Here is a 16741-nt window from a genome sequence, read left to right as displayed (position 1 = left end):
GCGTCATGGCTCCGCATTGACATTCATGATCATCGTGACGAACGCTTCCGGAGCCCGGTCGATACGGAGGCTCCGATGAAGTCAGCAGGCACGATTCTCGCCGCCGCGCTCGCGGTGAGTGTCGCCCTCGGCGCGAGCCCGGCGGCCGCGGCCGAGCCGGAGACTCCCGCGCGGAGGCCGGCGCCGGCCGGACGAACGGCCGTGACGCTGCTGACCGGGGACACGGTGACGGTCTCGGACGCGCACGGCGGCCGGGCGATCGGCGGCGGGCTCTCCATCGCCCGGGGCCCGGGCCGGGACCACGTGCGCTTCCTGGTGGAGAGCCGCCGCGGCCACACCTTCGTCCTGCCGACCGACGCCCAGCCGCTGGTCGCGAGCGGGCGGATGGATGAGCGGCTCTTCGACGTCACCGGCCTGATCGCGATGGGCTACGACGACCGGCGCCGGGCGACCCTGCCGCTGATCGTCACCGGCGCCACGGCCACCACCGGGCGCAGCCTGCCCGCCGTGGGCGGCCGGGCGGTCACCGTGCCCCGGAACGGCACCGCGTGGGCTGCTCTGACGATCGGCGACCCGCGCTCACGGCGTACCACAGGGAAGGTCTGGCTCGACGGCATCCGTAAGCCCACCCTGGACCGCAGCACCGCCCAGATCGGGGCGCCCGCGGCCTGGCAGGCCGGTCTCACCGGGGCCGGCGTCACCGTCGCGGTGCTCGACACCGGCGTCGACACCACGCACCCGGACCTCGCCGGAAAGGTGACCACCGCGGTCTCGTTCACCGACAACCCGGCGACCACCGACGAGTTCGGGCACGGCACCCACGTGGCGTCGATCATCGCCGGCACCGGCGCCGCGTCCGGGGGACGGTTCAAGGGCGTGGCCCCGGACGCGCGGATCGTGTCCGGGAAGGTGTGCGAGCCGCAGGGCTGCACCGAATCGGCGATCCTGGCCGGCATGCAGTGGGCGGCGGCCGAGGTGCGCGCGCCGATCGTCAACCTGAGCCTGGGCGGGCCGGACAGCGTGGGCGTCGACCCGCTCGAGGCCGCCGTCAACACCCTGACCGCCCAGTACGGCACCCTGTTCGTCATCGCCGCGGGCAACGAGGGCAAGGACGCGCCGGTGGCCTCGCCCGCGAGCGCCGACGCCGCCCTGGCCGTCGGCGCGGTCGACCGGGACGGGCAGCTCGCCGACTTCTCCCAGCCGGGGCCGCGGCTCGGCGACCACGCGCTCAAGCCTGACGTGACCGCGCCCGGCGTCGGCATCGTCGCCGCGAAGGCGGCCGGCACCGAGCTCGGCGAGCCGGTCGGGGACGCGTACGTCACGCTCTCCGGCACGTCGATGGCGACGCCGCACGTGGCCGGCGCGGCCGTCCTGCTGCGCCAGCAACACCCGGCGTGGGGTGCGGACTTCCTCAAACCGGCCCTGATGGGTACGGCGCGCCGGAACCCGGCGCAGACCACGTTCCAGCAGGGCGCCGGACTCATCGACGTGGCCGCCGCGATCACCCAGCCGGTGTCGGCCGACCTGCCGAGCCTGTCGTTCGGCGAGCAGCGGTGGCCGCACACCGACGACCCGGTGCTGACCCGCACGGTGACCTACCGCAACGCCGGCCCCACGGCGGTGACGCTGCCGGTCTCGATCAGCGGCAGCGGCCTGTTCCGGGCCGGCGCGACCTCGGTGACGGTGCCCGCGTCCGGTACGGCCGGCGTGACCGTCACGGTGGACACCCGGGCGCCGGGCGCGGACGGCACGGCCGAGGCGTGGCTGGTCGCCGGCGGGGTCACCACGCCGATGGTGGTGCTCAAGGAGGCCGAGAGCTACGACCTGACGCTGCGGCACATCGACCGGGACGGGTCGGCCGCGTCGCTCTACGAGACCGCCGTCGTGGGCGCGCGAAGCGATTTCTACCGGCGTGCGTACGACGCGAGCGGCACCGTGACACTGCGGGTGCCCAAAGGCCGTTACCTGATGTACTCGGTGGTCGGCACCCCCTACGGCGACGAGTTCGAGCGGCACACCGCGCTGTTCACCCGGCCCCGGCTCGACCTGACCCGGGACACCACGATCACGCTGGACGCGCGTACGGCCGGGACGTTCGCGCTGAGCATCCCGGAGAGGTCGGCCGAGCTGATCCAGATCGACGTCAGCGCCTATCAGGACACCGACGCCGGGCCGGTCTGGCTCTCGCTCTACGGCTACGCGGCCAAGGACGTCGCCACGAGACATCTCGGCGCCGCCGACCCGCGCTTCCTCGCCTCGGTCACGCACATCTGGGCCAGGCCGGACGGCGAGGGCTGGTACAACAACAGCCCGTATCTCTACACCCTGGCCGAGGCGCGCGAGGGCCGGATGTTCGACGGCTTCACGCGTACGTATCGGAAGCGGGACCTGGCGACGGTCCGCAACGACCTGCGGGCCGAACCGTCCGGCGTGGCGACCGGCCGCTGGATCGCGCCGATCTTCGGCGACAACGACCGGGCGCTCCAGCTCATCATGCCGGTGGCGCCGTCCGGGGTCCGCACGGACTACGTCAACGGCGGCCCCGGCCTGCGCTGGCACAGCGGCGTGATCTACCAGGCCGGCGCCTGGGACACCACGCACGAGTACCGCGACGGCCCGCACACCTGGCGGCCCGGCCGGACCTACACCGACGTCTGGAACGCCGGCCCGATCGGTCCCGCGTTCCCGCCGCGCACCTCGGGCGAGCCGTGGGTCCGGCGCACCGGCGACCGGCTGGTGGCCGAGCTGCCGTTGTTCAGCGACCGGGCCGGCCACCCGGGCCAGACCTCGCTGTTCGAGAGCACCCGGACCGCGCTCTACCGCGACGGCACGCTGGTGGACACCTGGGCCGGCCCGAACGCCGGGTTCGACCTGCCGGCCCGGCCGGCCACCTACCGGCTGGAGACCCGCGCCACCCGGGCCACCTCGGACCTGAGCACCGAGATCAGCGCCGCCTGGACCTTCCGGTCGGCGCCGAGCCTGAAGACCCGGGCCCTGCCGGTCACCGCGGTCCGGTTCGCGCCGGCGCTGGACGCCTCGGACGCGGCCCGCGGCGGCCGGGCCGTCATCCCGGTCCGGCTCGACCGGCAGCCGGGGTCGGCCGGTGTGGCCCGGCGGGTCGCGGTGGACGTGTCCTACGACGACGGCCGGACCTGGCGGGCGGCGAGCACCGTCGGGCTCGACGACCACTGGGTGACCACGTTGCGGCAGCCCGCCACCGGCTACGTGTCGTTGCGGGCGAAGGTCACCGACCTCGACGGCAGCACGACGACCCAGACGATCATCCGCGCCTACCGGCTGACGAGGTGACGTCGAGACGGCCGGAGCCGGCGGAGATCCGCACCTCCGGCCCACAGGACACGAGGACCGGCCCCGACGCTAGGCCTTGCGGCCGGCGAAGACCCACAGCCGCAGGGTGACGAACCGGGTCAGGCCGACCGTGGCGTTGACGCCGGCGATCAGCAGCACCCTCGCCCACCAGGCGTCGCCGATCGTGTCGCCCCACAGGGCCAGCGCGAGACTGGTCGCCACCAGCGCGGCCGCGGACAGCCCGTTGGTCAACCCGGGAACGGCGCATGCCGCCGGCTGATCAGCCGGCGGCATGCGGAAACCTTCGTGGTGGGGCGTCAGGCAGCGGGAACGCGGTCGAACGTCGGTGGCACGGTCAGCCACGTCGCCCGGTCGACCGGCCAGAACACGGTGAAGGCGCGGCCCACGACCGAGCCGGCCGGGATCGTCGCCTCCTGGATGTCGTGCCCGGACCGCCAGTGCTCGAGGGAGTCGGCGGACGCCTCGCGGTGGTCGCCCATCACCCAGATCCGGTCGCTGGGGACGGTGACGTCGAAGGGCTCACCGGCCGCCTGGTTGGGCACCCCGTCGGCGTCCTTGAAGAGGTACGGCTCGTCGAGGGCGTGGCCGTTGACCATGATGCGCTGCTCGGCGTCGCAGCACTGCACGTGGTCGCCGCCGACGCCGATGATGCGCTTGATGAAGTCTTCGCCCTCGTCGCCGGTCTGCCACTGCCGGGGCGCCTTGAAGACGATGATCTCGCCGCGCCGGGGGTCGCGGAACTCGTAGATGAGCTTGTTGACCAGCAACTTGTCGTCGATGTCGAGCGTGTGCTCCATCGAGGCCGACGGGATGAAGAAGGTCTGCAGCACGAACGTGCGCACGAGGAAGGCGACCAGGATCGCCACCACCACGAGGACCGGGAGCTCGCGCCAGAACGAACCGCGACGCTTCTCGGTCTTCTCGTCAGCCACGAACGGAGCGTACGCGGCCCACGCTCAGGCAGTTCCCTCCGGTCGGATCGGCAATTGTTGCCGAGGCGGCCGGGCCGACGTCACACCACCATGGTTACGGGCGCATCGTCGAGGACGGATACCTTTCACCCATGTATCGCTGGAACGAGCCGGGTGCGACGCCGACGGCCGGCGCCTGGCGGGACGCGTTCATCGACCTGCACGGGGCGAGCCGGGTCACGCTGACCGAGGCCGGTCCGTGGGCGGGCCGGCTGGAGTGGCAGCAGTCGCGTTCCTACGGCGTCGCGTTGTGTGGCAACGTCCGCGAGAAGTTCGTGCGGGAGCGGCGGCACATCCGGACCGATCCGCGCGGCGCGTTCGAGCTGCTGATGCCGACCGTGGGCACGGCCCAGGTGACCCAGGCCGGCGGCGCGGGGGCGATCCGGCCGGGCACCCTCGCGCTGTGTGATGTGGACCGTCCGTTCGAGTTCGCCCACGCGGAAGACTTCCAGTCGGTCGCGCTGATCTTCCCCGGCGAGGCGATCGAGCGCCGTCATCCCGCCGCGGCCCGCGACCCCCGGCCGCTCGACGGCACGGCGGGTGTCGGCCGGCTGATCCGGCAGACCGTGCTGACGCTGCAGGAGGAGCGGGAACAACTCTCCGAGGCCACCTTCGACCTGGCCTGCGAGCAGGTGCTCGACCTGGTCTGCCTGGCCGCCGAGGGCGCGTCCGACTCGGCGCCCGCGGCGCAGCGGAAGGAGGTCGAGGCGCAGATCCGGCAATACGTCCGCCGGCACGCCGCCGACCCCGGCCTCTCCATCGCCGGCATCGCACGGGCCCTGGGCTGGTCCGCGCGCTACCTCCAGGACGTGCTCCAGGCCGCGGGCACCACGTCCCGCGACCTGATCCGCACCGAACGGCTGCGCCTCGCCCGGACCCGGCTGGCCGGTCCCGCCTGGGACGACCGGTCGATCGCGCGGATCGCCTACGCGTCCGGGTTCGCCAGCCACGCGTCGTTCGCCACCGCCTACCGGCGCGAGTTCGGCGTGACGCCCCGCGAAACGCGTGCCGAACGCCAGGCGTGACCCCCCGGGCACGCCTGGCGGACGCTCGGCCTAGACCTGGACGGTCCCGCCGTCCACGAACAGCTCGATGCCGGTGACGAACCGGCTCTGCGCGGTGGCCAGGAAGAGCAGCACATCGGCCACGTCGTCCGGCTGACCGGCCCGGCCCAGCGGGATGCGCGACACCAGGTAGTCCATCACCTCGGCGCTGCCACCGATCGCGGTGCTGAGGCCCGGAGTGTCGATCGTGCCCGGGCTGACCGCGTTGACCCGGATGCCGCGGCCCTTGAGCTCGTTGGCCCAGGTGCGGGCGAACGAGCGCAGCGCCGCCTTGGTCGCCGAGTAGACGCCGAAGCCCTCCGGGCCCTCGACCGACCAGATCGAGGACGTCAGAATCACCGAGGCGTGATCGTTGAGCAGCGGCAGCGCCTTCTGCACGGTGAAGACGGTGCCCTTGACGTTCACGCCGAGCAGCAGGTCGAGGTGCTCCTCGCTGATCTGGCCGAGCGGCGCCACCTCGCCCACCCCGGCGTTGGCGAACAGCACGTCGACCCGGTTGCCGTCGGCGGCGATGCGCTCGTACAACCGGTCCAGGTCGGCCGGCTCGGCCACGTCACCGGCGACGCCGACCGCGCCCCGGCCGATCTCGTCGACCGCCTGGTCCAGCACGTCCTTGCGGCGCCCGGTCAGGTAGACCTGCGCGCCCTCCTCGGCGAAGCGGCGGGCGGCGCCCAGCCCGATCCCGGTCGAGCCACCGGTCACCACCGCGGTCTTGCCGTCCAGCTGTCCCACTACTGAATCCTCCATCGTCGACTACCCGTGCCTGTTCGACTCTGGCGGCTGACGATCGAGGGGTCTTTCGCCCCGGCGCACGGCACTTGCGCCCCGGCGCACAAACATCAGGCCCCTGGGGTACGCCTCGCGGCGGTGGCCTCGCGGTGGGCGGCGCTGCCCGCACGGTAGAAGAGGTATCCGCCGTGGCGCAGCACGTCGCCCTCGAAGTCACCGTCGGCCGTGAAGCCGCTGTCGTCCCAGTACTCGATGCGGGTGCCGGTCACCTCGTACCGGCCGGTGTAGGCGCCGGCCCGGTTGCCGCGGGCCTCGTCGTACCGCCCATCGGCCAGCAGCTCCTGCCGGATGTGGTTGTCCGCGGCTCAGCGCGGTTCGGCGCGCGATCGGTAACTTGTGGGCATGTCCCACACGCCTCGCTCGTACCACTCACCACTGCGCGAGCAGGACGCGCAGCGTACGCAGGAATTGATCCTCTCCTCGGCCCGCGAGCTGTTCGTCACTCAAGGTTATTCGCGGGTCACGATGTCCGACATCGCCGCGGCGGCCGGCATCGCGGTGAAGACGGTGTACGCGAGCGTGGGCACGAAGGCCGCGGTCCTGGAGTTCCTGCTGGCCTTCGACCCGGCGCACGCCCGGCTCGCCGAGGTGGACAGGCGGGTCACCAAGGCCGCCGGACTCGAGCCGGCCATCGCCCTCACGGCCGGCAGCGCGCGGGCGGACAACGAGCGCCTCCGGCCGTCGATCGATCTGCTGTACGCGTCGATGGCCAGCGACGAGGGCGCCCGGCAGGCCTGGAACAGCGTGGTGGCCGGCTGCCGTCAGGCGTTGCGCGCGATCGCCGGGCGGCTCGTCGAGCACCGGCTGGTGTCCGCGCACCTCGACGTCGGCGCGGTGGACGACCGGCTCTGGTTCTGCTTCGGCCCGGCCGCCTGGCGGACTCTCATCACCGAGTGCCACTGGTCCTACGAGGACGCCGAGCGTTTCCTGCGCCGCCAGGCCGTCGCCATGCTGACCGAGCCGCCCGACCAGCGCGCCTGAGGCTCCGGCGCGCCGGTCGGGCGGGGGCGGTCAGCGGAAGGTGGTCAGCCTGGCCGGATCCACGGGCGGCACCTCATGCCTAACCGGCGGCGTCGGCGAGCTGCCTAGGCATGCCCTTGGCAACTTCGATGCCAGGCGGATGCAATGAATTCTAACGTTGTAGATTAGATAGACGCAGCTCTATAGTCACGCCATGGGTTCGAGACGTGACTTTCTGAAGACAGCCGGTTTCGCGGTGGGCGGCGCGGTCGCCGGAACACCCTCGACAACGACGTTGCCGGCGACGGAGACCCTCGCCGGTTACGCGAGTCATACCTCGGACGGCCGCAGCGTGACCGTGACCAGCACCAGTGGTCAACGCACCCGGATCACCGCGTACGGCGGGCACATCGTCCGGGTGCGTCATGTCCGGGCCGGCGAGACGTTCTTCGCCGACGACCGCTACGAGATGGTCGACCCGGCCGCCCACGCCGGCCTCGGCGGCTCGCTGGCCGTACAGGAAAGCCCTGATGCTCTGACCATCACCACCGCCCCGGCCGCCGGCCTCAAGGTCGTGCTGCGGAAGAGTCCACTGCGGATCGCCTTCTACCGCCGCGGCGACGGGGCGCTGCTGGCCGGCGAGGACGCCACGCACAGCATGAGCTGGGGCGGAGAGAACAACAGCGTCGTCCGGCAGACCTTCGCCGCACCCCAGAAGGCCGAGCGGTTCGTCAAGGCCGGGCACGGCTTCTTCGGGCGGGCGCCGCGGGTCGAACGGACCGGCGAGATCGTCGCCCACAACTACGGGCTGGCCGGCAACCGCGGCGAGCAGTCACCCGCGATCGTGCAGATGTACCTGTCGTCACGCGGCTACGCGATCTTCGTCAACACCACCTTCGACACCACGTTCAACTTCGGCAACGGCGGGGTGTACGAGTTCTGGGCCGACGAGCACAACACCCCCGGCGTACGCCCGCAGATGGACTACTTCGTCATCAAGGGACCCCAGTTCGCCAAGCTGCTCGACCGCTACACCCAGCTCACCGGGCGGCCCCGCCTCCCCCGGCTGGGCATCTTCGGCCTGCAGATGTCGGACAAGAACTTCCCCACGGTCAGCGACCAGAACTGGTGGGTCACCAAGATCACCGAGATGCGCGGCCAGGGCTTCCCGCTCGACCTGCAGGTGCACGACAACCGCTGGCGGGCCGGCGGCGGCGGCTGGAACGGCTCCTGGTTCGAGTTCGACGCGCAGCGCTGGCCCGACCCGGCCGGGTTCAAGCGGTGGGCCGACGAGCAGGGCATCCTCACCTCGCTCGACTACAACCGCAACAACTCCCACCTGATGGCCGGCTGGAAACCCGGCCCGCCGCCCGGCTACAGCTTCCAGCCGGCCGACATCACCGGGGTGTCCGAGAACGACTCGGTGCCCGACTGGTCCAACCCGGCCACCCGCGAGTGGATCTGGAACGTGTTCTGGACCAAGGCGCTGAACCCGGCGCTCCGCTTCCCCGGCGACGCGTTGTGGCTCGACGAGCCGGACGAGATGGGACCCATCCCGTACGCCGCCCTCACCGCCAACGGCCAACGCTGGTCCGAGCTACGCAACGCGTACTTCCTCTACCTGGCCAAGGCGGCCGGCCAGGAAGGGTGGGACCAGCACATCGGCCCCGGCCGGCGCCCGTTCATCTTCAGCCGCGGCGCCACGGCCGGGCAGCAGCGGTACGGCCACCTGTGGACCGGCGACACCCAGTCCACGTACGGCGAGATGCAGCAGCAGATCCGCGGGATGCTCAACGCCGGGCTCGGCGGCTTCCCGTACGGCAACGTCGACGGCGGCGGCCACAACGGCAACCCGATCCCCCCGGACATGTACCGCAACTGGGTCGCCGCCTGGGGCGCCCTCTCGCCCATCTGGCGGCCGCACGGCTACGGCGACACCCTCGTGCTTGGGCGGCGCGCTTCCCGCTGGCCGACCGACCAGCCCGCCGCCGAGAGCGACGACTTCCTGCGCTACAGCCGCCTGCGCTACACCCTGCTGCCGTACGTCTACACCATCGCCCACGCCGCCCACGCCACCGGCATGCCGATGGCCCGCGCGATGATCATCGACCACCAGTACCAGCCGATGGCCTACTCGCACGACCAGCAGTACCTGTGGGGCCCGTCGATCCTGGTGATGCCGGTGACCACCGGGGTCGACGGCGCGACCCAGCGGGTCTGGCTGCCCGGCGGCGAGACCTGGTACGACTTCTGGACCGACGCCAAGACCGTGGGCTCGGACACCACCGAGAAGGCGCAGGTCACCCGGCCCGGCGAGATCATCATGTACGTCAAGGCGGGCGCGCTCCTCCCCCGCTACCGGTACGCCCAGAGCACCGCCTTCCTCGACAAGACCCACCTCGAACTGGACGTCTACACCGGCAAGGACGGAACGTTCAGCCTGTACGAGGACGACGGCGTCACCGAGGAGCACCGCACGGCCGCGGCGCGCGGCGTGACCGACCTGTCGTACGCCGACGCCACGCTGACGGCCACTATCTACCAACCAGTCGGTAACTACCGCGACGCCCCGGCCGAGCGCCGCTACGTCGTCCGCTTCCACGGCCTCTCCACGCCGGTCGGGATGCGGGTCGACGACTTCCCGCCGCTGCCCGCGTACACCAGCGAAACCGCCGCGGTCGTGGCCGGCTCCGGCCAGGCCTGGGACCCGGACCGCAAGATCCTGTCGGTGGTCACCCCACGGATCGGGGTACGGGCCGGCGGCAGCAGCGTCGCGGCCACCATCCGGCCGACCGGCCAGCCGTTCCCGGCCGTCACCGGTCCGGTCGTGTACCCGGCCGAGAACGCCGCGCTGACCGGCGTGGCCATCGGGACCCAGCACCGGGACTACACCGGCAACGGCTACGCCGACTACACCAACGCCACCGGCGACCACGTCGAGTGGACGGTCACCGTCGCGGCGGCCGGCGCACACACCCTGACCTTCCAGTACGCCAACGGCGGCTCGGCCGACCGGCCCCTCGTCGTCTCGGTCAACGGCACGACGGCGGCCGCCGCGCTCGCCTTCCCGCCGACCGGCGGCTGGACCCTCTGGCGGACCGCCACCCTGACGACGAACCTGCCGGCCGGCACGGTCCGGATCCGCGCCACCTCCACCGGCGCCAGTGGAGGCAACATCGACTGCCTGTCCCTCGAACGCTCGACCGGCGCCTGAACCCGGGCGCACCGGCCGACGTTGGTCAGGTCATGAGCGAGCTCGACATGAACGGCGCCGAGGCGATCCTTCGGACGCTGATCGACAACGATGTGCGGGTCTGTTTCGGCAACCCCGGAACGTCCGAGATGCAATTCGTGGCTGCGCTGGAACGGCACCCGGAGATGCACGGCGTGCTGTGCCTCTTCGAGGGGGATGCGACCGGGGCCGCGGACGGCTACGCCCGGATGACCGGCCGGCCCGCCGCCACCCTGCTGCACCTCGGCCCCGGGCTCGGCAACGGGCTGGCCAACCTGCACAACGCCCGCCGGGCCGGCTCCCCCGTGCTCAACCTCGTCGGTGACCACGCCGCCGGCCACAAGCCGCTGGACGCCCTGCTCGACTCCGACATCGACGCGGTGGCGGCCACGGTCTCGGCCTGGGTGCACCGGCCGGAACACCCGTCCGCCGTCGGCCACGACGTCACCGCCGCGCTCGCCGCCACCCTGGGCGGTCCGGCCGACGAGCACACCACGGGCACGTCCGGGCGGGTCGCGACGCTGATCGTGCCGGCCGACGTGTCCTGGTCCGGCGGCGGCCGGGCCGCGCCCGCGCTGCCACCGCCGGCGCCGCCCGGGACGGCGGTGACCGCCGGCGCCGTGACCAAGGTGCTGACCGGCGACGAGCCGGTGGCCCTGCTGCTGGACGGCGACGCGCTGACCGATGCCGGGCTGCGGGCCGCCGACCGGATCGCGCAGGCCACCGGGGCACGGTTGTTCTGCCCGACCTGGCCGGCCCGGCTGCGGCGCGGGGCCGGCGTCCCCGCGGTGACTCCCCTGGCCTACCGCGGCGAGGACGTGCGCCGCCAGTTCGACGGCATCCGGCACGTCGTCCTGGCCGGCGCACGCACGCCGGTCGCCTCGTTCGCCTACCCGGGCCGCGAGGGCGCCCTGATCCCGGCCGGGATCGACGAGCACGTGCTGGCACCGGAGTTCACCCCGGTCGCGGACACCCTGCACGATATCGCCGACCTCATCGCGGCCGGCGTGCCGCCGCGGGGCGCCTCAGCCGGTGTCCCCGCCGTCGCGGACGGAAGCCTGACCACCGTGAACTGGGCGCCGGTGGTCGCCGCGGCGCTGCCGGACAACGCGGTCGTGTGCGACGAGTCCATCACGGCCGGCCTGGTGAATCTGGCCGCGTCATTCGCGGGCGCGCCGGCGCACGACGCGCTCGGGCTGGTCGGTCTCGCCGTCGGCCAGGGCCTGCCCCTGGCCGCCGGCGTCGCGATCGCCTGCCCCGGACGGCCGGTGGTCTGCCTGGAGGCCGACGGCAGCGCGATGTACACGATCTCGGCGTTGTGGATCTACGCCCGGGAGAACCTGGACGTCACCGTGGTCATCCTCAACAACCGCTCGTACGCGATCCTGCGCGCCGAGCTCGACCGCGTCGGCGCGGGCGACCCGACCGGCCGGGCCCGGCGCATGATCGACCTGTCCGGGCCCGGCCTCGACTTCGTGGCGCTGAGCCAGGGCATGGGCGTCCCGGCGACCCGGGCCCGCACGGTGCGGGAATTGCGCGAGCAGTTCGCCGCCGCGGTCGCCGCGCCCGGCCCGCACCTGATCGACGCGATCCTCGAAGATCCGGCCTGACCGCGGAGGCCGGCAGCGTCAGGCCGGTGCCTAACCTCGGCGCCGGCCGGAAGTAGGCATTGAATGCCGACGCGGGTCCTCGCTCGGGTGCTCGATTCTCGGACCCATGGATCTGCAACTGGCTGGTAAGCGCGTCCTGGTGACCGGCGCGAGCAAGGGCATCGGGCTCGCGACGGTCCAGGCCTTCGTCGCCGAGGGCGCCGTCGTGGTCGGGGCGTCGCGGAGCCGGACGAGATCGCCCGCGCGATCCTCCTGCAGTGCTCGCCGGCCATGCCGAGCCTGGTCGGCACGAACCTGATGGTCGACGGCGGCTCGTTCAAGGCGACGTAACACTTGGCCGTGCAACAAATCGGCCGCCACCTTCATCCTCCGGGCTGAGTCGACAGTCTTCAGTGGAGTGAGCTAGCGGGGGTCGGGCCTGCTGGCGACAGGCGTGCCGCGCACCGAGCTCTGGTCTCGGCCGGCCTGGTCGTGCTGCCGGCCATCGTGGCGCCGGACGCGCCCGACACGATCACGGTCACCGCCGAGGAGCGAGCGGCCGCCACCTCCTGAGCAAACCTTCCTCCAGCCGCCGCCGGTTCACCGCCCGGCGTCGGAGCCCGCCCCCGGATCTGGGCGGGCTCAGCGGCTGACCGGCTCGGTCGCCTCCGCGGTGGTGTGCGCCGGCCCGGCGGCGACCGCGGGCGCCGGGTGCTCGTAGCGGCGGACCAGCAGGACCAGGCCGGCCAGGACGAGCGCCAGCACCGGAAACCAGCCGAGCCGGGCGGCGACCCAGCCGGGGTCGACCGGCCGGTCACCGAGGCCGGGCAGCGTGCCGAACCGGCGGGCGACCTCCGAGACGCCGGCCAGCGCCACCTGGTGCCAGCAGAAGATGCTCATCGCGCTCAGGTTGAGCGCCGCCACCACGGCCCAGATCCGGGGCCGCCGCAGGAGCCGCTCGATCCGGTCGCGCAGCAGCAGCGCGGCGCCGGCCTGGATCGCGGCCAGGGCCGGAACCATCAGCGACGGCGGGTTCGAGTTGGAGCGGGTGGAGCCGGTCACGCTCACGATGCTCACCGGGTACTTCAACGCGACCAGCAGGAACATGAACAGCGCCAGGCCACCGGCGAGCAGGCCGGCCGCGACCCGGCGGTCGACCCGCCCGGCCGACCAGGCCACGCCCAGCTGGTAGGCGAAGCCCCAGGCCGGCAGGACGCTCAGATACCCGACGAGGGCCGGCTCGACCGCCGGGCCGAAGCGCACCAGGTCGACCACGGCCACCACGCCGACCAACGCCACGACCACGCCGAGCCCGCCGCGCCGGTCGAGCCTGAGCGCGTACGGCGTAAGGGCGGTGACCACCGCGTACAGGACCATGAACCACAACGGCTGCAGGAACAGCACCACGGTGGTCCGCGCGGTGCCGGCGCCGAGCCCGAGGATGCCGAGCAGTGGCAACACCGCGATCAGGATCACCGTCGCGGCCACCACGGGCCGCCCGATCCGCCCCAGCCGGCGACGCATCCAGGCGGCGTCGGTCTCGCCGCGAGACCGGGCGCGGCGGAGTCCGGCCGCCGCCGTGTAGCCGCCGACCAGGAAGAACAGGCCCAGCAACTGGGAGAACCAGGTCAGCGGATGCAGCCACTCCTGGTAGCGCAACGGACTGTCGATCCGCAGGCCACCGGCCGGTGTCGCGACGAGCGCGCCGACCAGCCAGTGCCCACCCACGACGCCGAGGATGGCCAGCGCCCGGAGCCCGTCGATGAACCGGTCGCGTTGTCGCACCACGATTCCTCCCGTCGGCATCTCGTGCCACCGACGTTAGGGAGGATCACGGCGACGATCGATGGAGCTGACACCCCGGCGCCGGTAGGGGTAACACCCGTCTTTCTACCAGCCGGCCACCATGAACGGGTCGCCGGCCAGGGACGCCTTGATCTTGGTGGTCCATTCGTCGGCGAGAACCTCGGTCCTCCCGGCCTCCAGCCCGTCCAGGCCGGCGCGGACAGCGTCGGCGGGGTCGCCCTTCGGCCCGTCCATGAAGGCGGTCAGGTCGGTGTCGACGGTGCCCAGGTGCAGCGCGGTGACCTGAGTCTTCTGGCCGGCGAGCTCGACCCGGACGTTGTTGGTCAGGCCCCACTCGGCCGCCTTGGCCGTGGAGTGGCCGGTGACGCCGAGCAGGGCGAACCACGACAGCGCGGACAACACGTTGAGCATCGCGCCGTCCGCGAGGCCGGGTGCGAACGCCCGGATCACCCCGAGGGTGCCCCAGAAATGGGTCTCCATCTCGTGGCGCAGATCATCCAGATCACCGGTGACCAGCGAGGCGGCCGTGCCGACGCCGGCGTTGTTGATCAGCAGGTTGACGTCGGGCGCGGCCTCGCGGGCGGCCGCGATCGAGGCCGGGTCGGTGATGTCGAGACGCAGCACCGTCGCACCCGGGATGTCGACCGTCTCGGGACGACGGGCGGTGGCGTACACCTTGGCCGCGCCGCGCTCGAGCAACTGGGTGGCGAAGTGGCGGCCGAGGCCACGGTTGGAGCCGGTGACCAGGGCGGTTGCTCCAGAAATCTGCATGGCGCCTCTCTCGGGCGTGATGGGACATCGCTCCGCGGCCGGGCCGGGGCAGGCCGCGGCGACCACTCGATGGGGTCGTGTGTCGGTTCCATCGTGTTCCGCGGACGGTGCGCTCACATCGGCAAGAGTTGCCTACAGCCCTGCCGATCGCCGAGGATGGCGGCTCCCCAGCACCAGGAGTCACTGGCCGAGGCCCACCGGCAATTGTCCGGAAGTTTCGGACGTTGACACCGAATGTTTCGGACGATTACGTTGCCGACATGACCATCGTGTTTCACGTTGCCACCAACGGATCCGACGACGCCGAGGGCTCGGCGGAACGGCCGTTCCGCTCGATCAACAAGGCGGCCGACGCGGCCCGTCCGGGCGACACCGTCGTCGTACATTCCGGGGAGTATCGGGAATGGGTGACGCCGCGGCACGGCGGGCTGAGTGACAACCGCCGGATCACCTACACGGCGGCCGACGGCGAGCACGTCGTGATCAAGGGGTCGGAGCGGGTCACCGGCTGGGTGGCGGAGGCCGGCACGGTCTGGCGCGCGGAGGTGCCGAACTCGCTCTTCGGCGACTTCAACCCGTACGCCGAGGAGGTCGCCGGCGACTGGGTCGTCTACCCCGAGGGCGCGCCGCACAAGCACCTCGGCGACATCTACCTGAACGGCCGCAGCTTCTTCGAGGTCGCCGCCCGCGCCGAGCTGGACGATCCGCCGCTGCGCACCGAGGTGACCGACCACTGGACCGACCTGCCCGACCAGGTTCGCGACCCCGAGCAGACCAAACTCGTCTGGTACGCCGAGGTGGGCGCCGACACGACCACCATCTGGGCCAACTTCCAGGGCGCCGACCCGAACGCCGAGCTGACCGAGATCAACGTACGCCGATCGGTCTTCTCTCCCTTGGTTCCGCACCTCGACTACATCACCGTGCGCGGCTTCGAGCTGGCCCAGGCCGCCTCGCCCTGGACCCCGCCGACCGCCGACCAGCCGGGCCTGATCGGGCCGAACTGGGCCAAGGGCTGGATCATCGAGGACAACGTCATCCACGACGCGAAGTGTTCGGCGATCTCGATCGGCAAGGAGGCGTCGACCGGGCACAACTTCGCCAGCGAGCGCGGCGACAAGCCCGGCTACCAGTACCAGCTCGAGTCGGTGTTCGCCGCCCGGCAGATCGGCTGGGACCGCGAGCACATCGGCTCGCACGTCATCCGCCGCAATCACATCTACGACTGCGGCCAGAACGGCATCGTGGGCCACCTCGGGTGCGTCTTCTCCACCATCGAGGACAACCACATCCACCACATCGCGATCAAAAGAGAGTTCTACGGGTACGAGATCGGCGGCATCAAGCTGCATGCGGCGATCGACGTGGTGATCCGGCACAACCGCATCCACGACTGCTCGCTGGGCGCCTGGCTGGACTGGCAGACCCAGGGCACGCGCATCACCCGCAACGTCTTCTACCGCAACAACCGCGACCTGTTCGTCGAGGTCAGCCATGGTCCCTACCTGGTCGACCACAACCTGCTCGGGTCGCGGGCATCGTTCGAGTCGTTCAGCCAGGGCGGCGCGTTCGTCGGCAACCTGTTCGCCGGCACGCTGCTCGCCGAGCCGGTGATGGACCGGGCCACCCCCTACCACCGGCCGCACACCACCCAGGTCTCCGGCTACGCGGTGATCCGCGGCGGCGACGACCGCTTCATCGGCAACGTCTTCCTCGGCGGAGATGTCGGCGCCGCGTACGGCGCCGGCGCCCAGCCCGTGGCCACCCCCGGGTACGGGCTGTCCGGCTACGACGAGCACCCGGCGTCGTTCGAGGAGTACCGCGCCCGCCTCGACGCCCAGCCGCCCGGCGACCACCAGAAGTTCATCCCGGTGCTCCAGGCGGTCTACGCCCGCGACAACGTGTACGCCGCCGGCGCGACCCCGTTCGCCGGCGAGACCGGCGGCCACGTGATCGGCGACGCGACCGTGTCGGTGGTGGACGACGGCGACGAGGTCTACCTGGAGACGACCCTGCCGGCCGCCTTCGACGACGCCCGCGTCGGCGTGGTCGGCGGCCGGGACCTGCCCCGGGTGCGCTTCGCCGACGCCGACTTCGAGGAGCCGGACGGCCGCCCCGCGGTCATCGACGTCGACCTGACCGGCGCCCGGCGCGCCGCCGGCGAGACGGCCGCCGCGGGCCCGATCGCCGCGCTCGCCTCCGGCACCGGCCGGGTGCGGGTCTGGTGAC

General features: G+C 72.2%; 13 protein-coding genes. 7 read left to right on the top strand and 6 right to left on the bottom strand.

The window, feature by feature from the left end:
* Nucleotides 1-75: 75 nt before the first annotated feature.
* Nucleotides 76-3309, top strand: coding sequence for a S8 family serine peptidase (locus AB0M54_RS07045; protein WP_364469654.1), 3234 nt, complete (start codon nt 76-78; stop codon nt 3307-3309).
* 69 nt (nt 3310-3378) lie between these two features.
* Here the strand turns inward: AB0M54_RS07045 and AB0M54_RS07040 are convergent, their stop codons facing one another.
* Nucleotides 3379-3603, bottom strand: a complete 225-nt coding sequence (locus tag AB0M54_RS07040) for a hypothetical protein (protein ID WP_364320430.1) — start codon at nt 3601-3603, stop codon at nt 3379-3381.
* Between the two features lie 23 nt (nt 3604-3626).
* The gene (gene lepB, locus AB0M54_RS07035) at nt 3627-4262 is read right to left on the bottom strand and encodes a signal peptidase I (RefSeq protein ID WP_364320428.1); all 636 of its coding nucleotides are present in this window, start codon (nt 4260-4262) and stop codon (nt 3627-3629) included.
* A 131-nt stretch (nt 4263-4393) separates the two neighbouring features.
* Here lepB and AB0M54_RS07030 point away from each other — a divergent pair, with 131 nt between their 5' ends.
* Nucleotides 4394-5326, top strand: a complete 933-nt coding sequence (locus tag AB0M54_RS07030) for a helix-turn-helix domain-containing protein (protein ID WP_364320426.1) — start codon at nt 4394-4396, stop codon at nt 5324-5326.
* Between the two features lie 30 nt (nt 5327-5356).
* On the opposite strand, the gene AB0M54_RS07025 is transcribed toward AB0M54_RS07030, so the two are convergent.
* Together AB0M54_RS07025 and AB0M54_RS07020 are read right to left on the bottom strand one after the other, a co-directional pair.
* Nucleotides 5357-6097, bottom strand: coding sequence for an SDR family oxidoreductase (locus AB0M54_RS07025; RefSeq protein WP_364320424.1), 741 nt, complete (start codon nt 6095-6097; stop codon nt 5357-5359).
* Nucleotides 6098-6204: 107 nt separating this feature from the next.
* Nucleotides 6205-6444: an Atu4866 domain-containing protein gene (locus AB0M54_RS07020; RefSeq protein WP_364469688.1), complete on the bottom strand. Its 240-nt coding sequence runs from the start codon at nt 6442-6444 to the stop codon at nt 6205-6207.
* Nucleotides 6445-6496: 52 nt separating this feature from the next.
* Here AB0M54_RS07020 and AB0M54_RS07015 point away from each other — a divergent pair, with 52 nt between their 5' ends.
* The 4 genes from AB0M54_RS07015 (at nt 6497) to AB0M54_RS07000 (ending at nt 12254) form a co-directional block, all read left to right on the top strand.
* On the top strand, nt 6497-7135 hold the full coding sequence (locus AB0M54_RS07015; RefSeq protein WP_364469652.1) for a helix-turn-helix domain-containing protein: 639 nt from the start codon (nt 6497-6499) through the stop codon (nt 7133-7135).
* Between the two features lie 193 nt (nt 7136-7328).
* Nucleotides 7329-10328, top strand: a complete 3000-nt coding sequence (locus AB0M54_RS07010) for a TIM-barrel domain-containing protein (RefSeq protein WP_364469650.1) — start codon at nt 7329-7331, stop codon at nt 10326-10328.
* 32 nt (nt 10329-10360) lie between these two features.
* Complete coding sequence (locus tag AB0M54_RS07005) at nt 10361-11956, top strand: acetolactate synthase large subunit (protein WP_364469648.1); 1596 nt, start codon at nt 10361-10363, stop codon at nt 11954-11956.
* Nucleotides 11957-12062: 106 nt separating this feature from the next.
* A complete protein-coding gene (locus tag AB0M54_RS07000) occupies nt 12063-12254 on the top strand; it encodes an SDR family NAD(P)-dependent oxidoreductase (protein ID WP_364469646.1) in 192 nt (63 codons plus the stop codon).
* Nucleotides 12255-12577: 323 nt separating this feature from the next.
* Here the strand turns inward: AB0M54_RS07000 and AB0M54_RS06995 are convergent, their stop codons facing one another.
* Entirely contained in the window at nt 12578-13723 is a 1146-nt protein-coding gene (locus AB0M54_RS06995; protein WP_364469644.1) for an acyltransferase, read from the bottom strand.
* Nucleotides 13724-13825: 102 nt separating this feature from the next.
* On the bottom strand, nt 13826-14512 hold the full coding sequence (locus AB0M54_RS06990; RefSeq protein ID WP_364469643.1) for an SDR family oxidoreductase: 687 nt from the start codon (nt 14510-14512) through the stop codon (nt 13826-13828).
* Nucleotides 14513-14772: 260 nt separating this feature from the next.
* Here AB0M54_RS06990 and AB0M54_RS06985 point away from each other — a divergent pair, with 260 nt between their 5' ends.
* Nucleotides 14773-16740 (top strand): right-handed parallel beta-helix repeat-containing protein, encoded by a 1968-nt coding sequence (locus AB0M54_RS06985; RefSeq protein ID WP_364469641.1) that lies wholly within the window; start codon nt 14773-14775, stop codon nt 16738-16740.
* The last annotated feature ends 1 nt before the right edge of the window (nt 16741 follow it).

The organism is Actinoplanes sp. NPDC051470 (assembly GCF_040682035.1).
In the GTDB taxonomy this organism is placed as follows: domain Bacteria; phylum Actinomycetota; class Actinomycetes; order Mycobacteriales; family Micromonosporaceae; genus Actinoplanes.
Note: the sequence above shows the minus strand (reverse complement) of the source record. Positions and strands in the feature narration are given on the sequence as shown.

What these genes read in the sequence shown, in the direction of transcription:
- AB0M54_RS07045 (WP_364469654.1), top strand. Translation starts at nt 76, where the DNA reads ATGAAGTCAGCAGGCACGATTCTCGCCGCCGCGCTCGCGGTGAGTGTC.
- AB0M54_RS07040 (WP_364320430.1), bottom strand. Translation starts at nt 3,603, where the DNA reads ATGCCGCCGGCTGATCAGCCGGCGGCATGCGCCGTTCCCGGGTTGACC.
- AB0M54_RS07030 (WP_364320426.1), top strand. Translation starts at nt 4,394, where the DNA reads ATGTATCGCTGGAACGAGCCGGGTGCGACGCCGACGGCCGGCGCCTGG.
- AB0M54_RS07015 (WP_364469652.1), top strand. Translation starts at nt 6,497, where the DNA reads ATGTCCCACACGCCTCGCTCGTACCACTCACCACTGCGCGAGCAGGAC.
- AB0M54_RS07010 (WP_364469650.1), top strand. Translation starts at nt 7,329, where the DNA reads ATGGGTTCGAGACGTGACTTTCTGAAGACAGCCGGTTTCGCGGTGGGC.
- AB0M54_RS07005 (WP_364469648.1), top strand. Translation starts at nt 10,361, where the DNA reads ATGAGCGAGCTCGACATGAACGGCGCCGAGGCGATCCTTCGGACGCTG.
- AB0M54_RS07000 (WP_364469646.1), top strand. Translation starts at nt 12,063, where the DNA reads ATGGATCTGCAACTGGCTGGTAAGCGCGTCCTGGTGACCGGCGCGAGC.
- AB0M54_RS06990 (WP_364469643.1), bottom strand. Translation starts at nt 14,512, where the DNA reads ATGCAGATTTCTGGAGCAACCGCCCTGGTCACCGGCTCCAACCGTGGC.
- AB0M54_RS06985 (WP_364469641.1), top strand. Translation starts at nt 14,773, where the DNA reads ATGACCATCGTGTTTCACGTTGCCACCAACGGATCCGACGACGCCGAG.